General features: G+C 72.2%; 2 protein-coding genes and 1 pseudogene. 2 read left to right on the top strand and 1 reads right to left on the bottom strand.

The window, feature by feature from the left end; translation table 11 throughout:
- The first annotated feature begins 228 nt into the window (after positions 1-228).
- Complete coding sequence (locus BZL64_RS04450) at positions 229-906, top strand: SanA/YdcF family protein (protein WP_086766365.1); 678 nt, start codon at positions 229-231, stop codon at positions 904-906.
- A gap of 114 nt (positions 907-1,020) precedes the next feature.
- On the top strand, positions 1,021-3,252 hold the full coding sequence (locus BZL64_RS04445; protein ID WP_086766363.1) for a molybdopterin oxidoreductase family protein: 2,232 nt from the start codon (positions 1,021-1,023) through the stop codon (positions 3,250-3,252).
- A gap of 18 nt (positions 3,253-3,270) precedes the next feature.
- On the opposite strand, the pseudogene BZL64_RS04440 reads toward BZL64_RS04445, so the two are convergent.
- Positions 3,271-4,187, bottom strand: a pseudogene (locus tag BZL64_RS04440) (M4 family metallopeptidase); the annotation flags it as partial.

Here is a 4,187-nt window from a genome sequence, read left to right as displayed (position 1 = left end):
CGTCATGAACCGATGGTGGCGCCGCGAGGTTGCACCGTCGTTGCGCGACCGTCACGAGTGTTTTCCGGGCGTTCACCGCGCGCGTGGCCCGGATGTGAGGTGCGGGGCGCGGGGTGGGGCGGGTGTGACCGGGGTGACGTGCGGAGCGTCGAACCGGACCACGGTTCGTTGCGTCTTCCCTGGTCGAAGCCGGAACAGCCGGTCCGGCGGGCAGCAGGAGGACACCGTATGAAGATCCGTCAGCCGCGGCTGCCGCGCACCCGCACGGGGTGGCGGCGGCTGGTGCAGGGCGTGATGGCCGCCTGTGTGCTGGGGCTGCTTCCGGCCACCTGGCTGCATGTGTCGACCGCGGACCGGCTGGGCACGACGGCCGACGCGCCGCGCACCGACGTCGCCGTGGTGTTCGGCGCCGGCCTGTGGGCCGGGGAGCCGTCGCCGTACCTCGCGCACCGGCTGGACGCGGCGGCGACGCTGTACCGGGAGGGGCGCGTCAAGGTGGTGCTCGTCACCGGCGACAACAGCCGCGAGGACTACGACGAGCCCGACGCCATGCGCGCGTACCTGACCGAACACGGGGTCCCGGACACGCGGATCGTCAGCGACTACGCGGGCTTCGACACCTGGGACTCCTGCGTGCGCGCCAAGAAGATCTTCGGCGTCGACCGGGCGGTCCTCATCAGCCAGGGCTTCCACATCCGGCGGGCGGTCGCCCTGTGCGAGGCGGCGGGCGTCGACTCGTACGGCGTCGGTGTCGACGCCAAGCACGACGTGACCTGGTACTACGGCGGCACGCGCGAGATCCTCGCGGCAGGCAAGGCGGCGCTGGACGCGGTGTTCGAGCCGGACCCCCGGTTCCTCGGGCCGAAGGAGGCCGGGGTGACGCGGGCGCTGGAAGCGGGCGAGTAGGACCGGCGGGGGACTCGCCCTCACGTCGGGCGGGTGTCCGGGGGGAGGGCACCAGCACATCGCCGTAACAGGACGCCGCATGGCGTGTAACACGGCCGAAGCACGCTGAAACGCATGGAGACCACCTCGACGCCCACCCACTGCCCGTACTGCGCCCTGCAGTGCGGGATGAATCTGTCGCCCACGCCGGAGGGCGGCGTCGAGGTGACCGAGCGCGTGGACTTCCCGGTGAACCGGGGCGCGCTGTGCGGCAAGGGCCGCACGGCGCCGGCGGTGCTCTCGTCACGGGTGCGGCTGACCTCCCCGTTGGTGCGCTCCGGCGGCACGCTCGTGCCCGCGACCTGGGACGAGGCACTCGACCGGATCGCCGGCGAGCTGGGTTCGATCCGGGCCGGGCACGGGCCCGACGCGCTCGGCGTCTTCGGCGGGGGCGGGCTGACCAACGAGAAGGCGTACACGCTCGGCAAGTTCGCGCGGGTGGTCCTCGGCACCTCGCAGATCGACTACAACGGCCGCTTCTGCATGTCGTCCGCGGCGGCCGGCGGCATCAAGGCGTTCGGTCTCGACCGCGGCCTGCCGTTCCCGCTGGAGGACATCCCGAAGACCGGATGCGTGATCCTCGTCGGGTCCAACCTCGCGGAGACCATGCCGCCCGCACTGCGCTTCTTCAGCGAACTGCGGGAGAACGGCGGCACGTTGATCGTCGTCGACCCGCGGCGCACCAGGACCGCCGAGCAGGCCGACCTGCACCTGATGCCGCGGCCCGGCACCGATCTCGCCCTGGCGCTCGGACTGTTGCACCTGGTAGTCGCCGAGGGACGGGTCGACGAGGAGTACGTACGGGAGCGGACGTCCGGCTGGGAGGAGGCGCGGGCGGCGGCGATGGCCCACTGGCCGGAGCACGTGGAGCGGATCACGGGGGTGTCCGTTCCACAACTGCGGGAGGCAGTGCGCATGTTCTGCGAGCCGGAGGCCGCGATGGTGCTCACCGCGCGCGGTCCCGAGCAGCAGTCCAAGGGCACCGACACGGTCGGCGCGTGGATCAACCTGTGCCTGGCCACCGGCCGGGCCGGGCGCCCGCTCTCCGGGTACGGCTGCCTCACCGGGCAGGGCAACGGGCAGGGCGGGCGCGAACACGGCCAGAAGGCCGACCAGTTGCCCGGCTACCGCAAGCTGGACGACCCGGCGGCGCGCCGGCACGTGGCCGAGGTGTGGGGCGTGGACCCCGACAGCCTGCCCGGACCGGGGCGCAGCGCCTACGAGCTGCTGGACGCGCTGGGCACCGACATCCGCTCGCTGCTGCTGATGGCGTCCAACCCGGTGGTGTCCGCGCCGCGTGCCGCGCACATCGAGGAGCGCCTCAAGTCCCTCGACTTCCTCGCCGTCTGTGACGTCGTGCTGTCGGAGACGGCCGCTCTCGCCGACGTCGTCCTGCCCGTCACGCAGTGGGCGGAGGAGACCGGGACCATGACCAGCCTGGAGGGGCGGGTGCTGCTGCGGCAGCGGGCGATCACTCCGCCCGCGGGGGTGCGCAGCGACCTGGAGGTCATGCACGAGCTGGCCGCGCGGCTCGGGGTGGAGAAGGGTTTCCCCACCGATCCCGAAGAAATCTTCGAGGAGCTGCGGCGGGCGAGCGCGGGCGGGCCCGCGGACTACTCCGGGATCACCTACCGGCGGCTGGTGGAGGAGAACGGGGTGTTCTGGCCCTGCCCGGCCGCCCCGGCGACACCCACGGCACCCACGGCACCCACGGCACCCACGGCTTCGGCTTCGGCCGTGGACGACGACGGTGAGGACGCCGGTCTCGACGTGTTCCCGGAGGACCCCGCGCGCGACGAGGCCGGCCCCGCGCAGCCCGGCGCCGTACTCCCCGGCCCCGTCCACCCCGGCACGCCCCGTCTCTTCCTCGACCGGTTCGCCACGGACGACGGCCGGGCCCGGTTCGTGCCGGTCTCGCACCGGCCCGCCGCCGAGGAACCGGACGAGGAGTACCCGGTCTTCCTCACCACCGGCCGGGTCGTGGCCCAGTACCAGTCCGGCGCCCAGACCCGGCGCGTGGACGAGCTGAACGCCGCCGCGCCGGGCCCGTTCGTGGAGCTGCACCCCCGCCTCGCGGCGCGGCTCGGCGCGGCCGAGGGCGACCCGCTGGCCGTGGTGTCCCGGCGGGGCCGGGCCGTGGCGCCGGCCCGGATCACCACCGGCATCCGCCCCGACACCGTTTTCATGCCGTTCCACTGGCCGGGCGAGGGCCGCGCCAACACCCTGACGAACCCGGCCCTGGACCCCACCTCCCGGATGCCGGAGTTCAAGGTGTGCGCGGTGCGGGTCGAGGTGGTGGAGCCGTAGGACAGCGGCCTTCAGGGGTCAGTTGACGTTGACCGCGCTCCAGGCCGCCGCCACCGCGTTCTGCTCCGCGCTGCCGGCGCCGTAGAGGTCGCGGGCCGCGTTGAGGGTGGCCGTGCGGGCGCCCGCGTAGTTGGTGGAGGAGGTCATGTAGACGGTCAGCGCGCGGTACCAGATCTTGCCGAGCTTCTCGCGGCCGATGCCCGTCAGGGTCGAGCCGTCGGAGGTCGGGGAGTCGTAGGCGACGCCGTCGACGGTCCGGGGGCCGCTGCCCTCCGCGAGGAGGAACGCGAAGTGGTTGGCGACGCCCGAGGAGTAGTGGACGTCGAGGCCGCCGACCGAACTGCTCCAGTAGTCGGCGGAGTTGCCGTCCTTGGAGGGCTTGTCCATGTAGCGCAGGGCATCGCGGCCGAAGCCGGAGCGGACGATCTTCTCGCCGATGAGGTAGTCGCCGGTGTCGGAGGAGTTGCCCGCGTGGAACTCCACGAGGCTGCCGAAGATGTCGGAGGTCGCCTCGTTGAGGCCGCCGGACTCGCCCGAGTAGGTCAGCCTGGCGGTCTTGGAGGTCACGCCGTGGCTCATCTCGTGCCCGGCCACGTCCAGCGAGACCAGCGGGCCGAGCTGGGTGCCGTCACCGTCTCCGTAGGTCATGCAGAAGCAGCTGTCGTCCCAGAAGGCGTTGTTGTAGTTGTTGCCGTAGTGGACGCGGTTGTAGGAACCTTTTCCGTCGTTTCCGATGCCGTTACGGCCGTGGACGTTCTTGTAGTAGTCCCAGGTNNGACGGTCGAGGGTGCCCGGCTGATGCAGATGCCGAAGATGCACAGGTCGGTCCTGTTGGCCGCGTCGCCGGTGTACGTGTTTCCGCGGGTGGGGTCCTTGAGCTGGTACGCCGCCCCGGACAGGGTCGTCTCCAGCGGGACCGTGCCACCGTACAGCGA

It is taken from the genome of Streptomyces bobili (genome assembly GCF_002154575.1).
Lineage (GTDB): Bacteria > Actinomycetota > Actinomycetes > Streptomycetales > Streptomycetaceae > Streptomyces > Streptomyces bobili.
The sequence above is the reverse complement of the archived record's forward strand: the minus strand, read 5'-3'. Positions and strand labels throughout refer to the sequence as shown.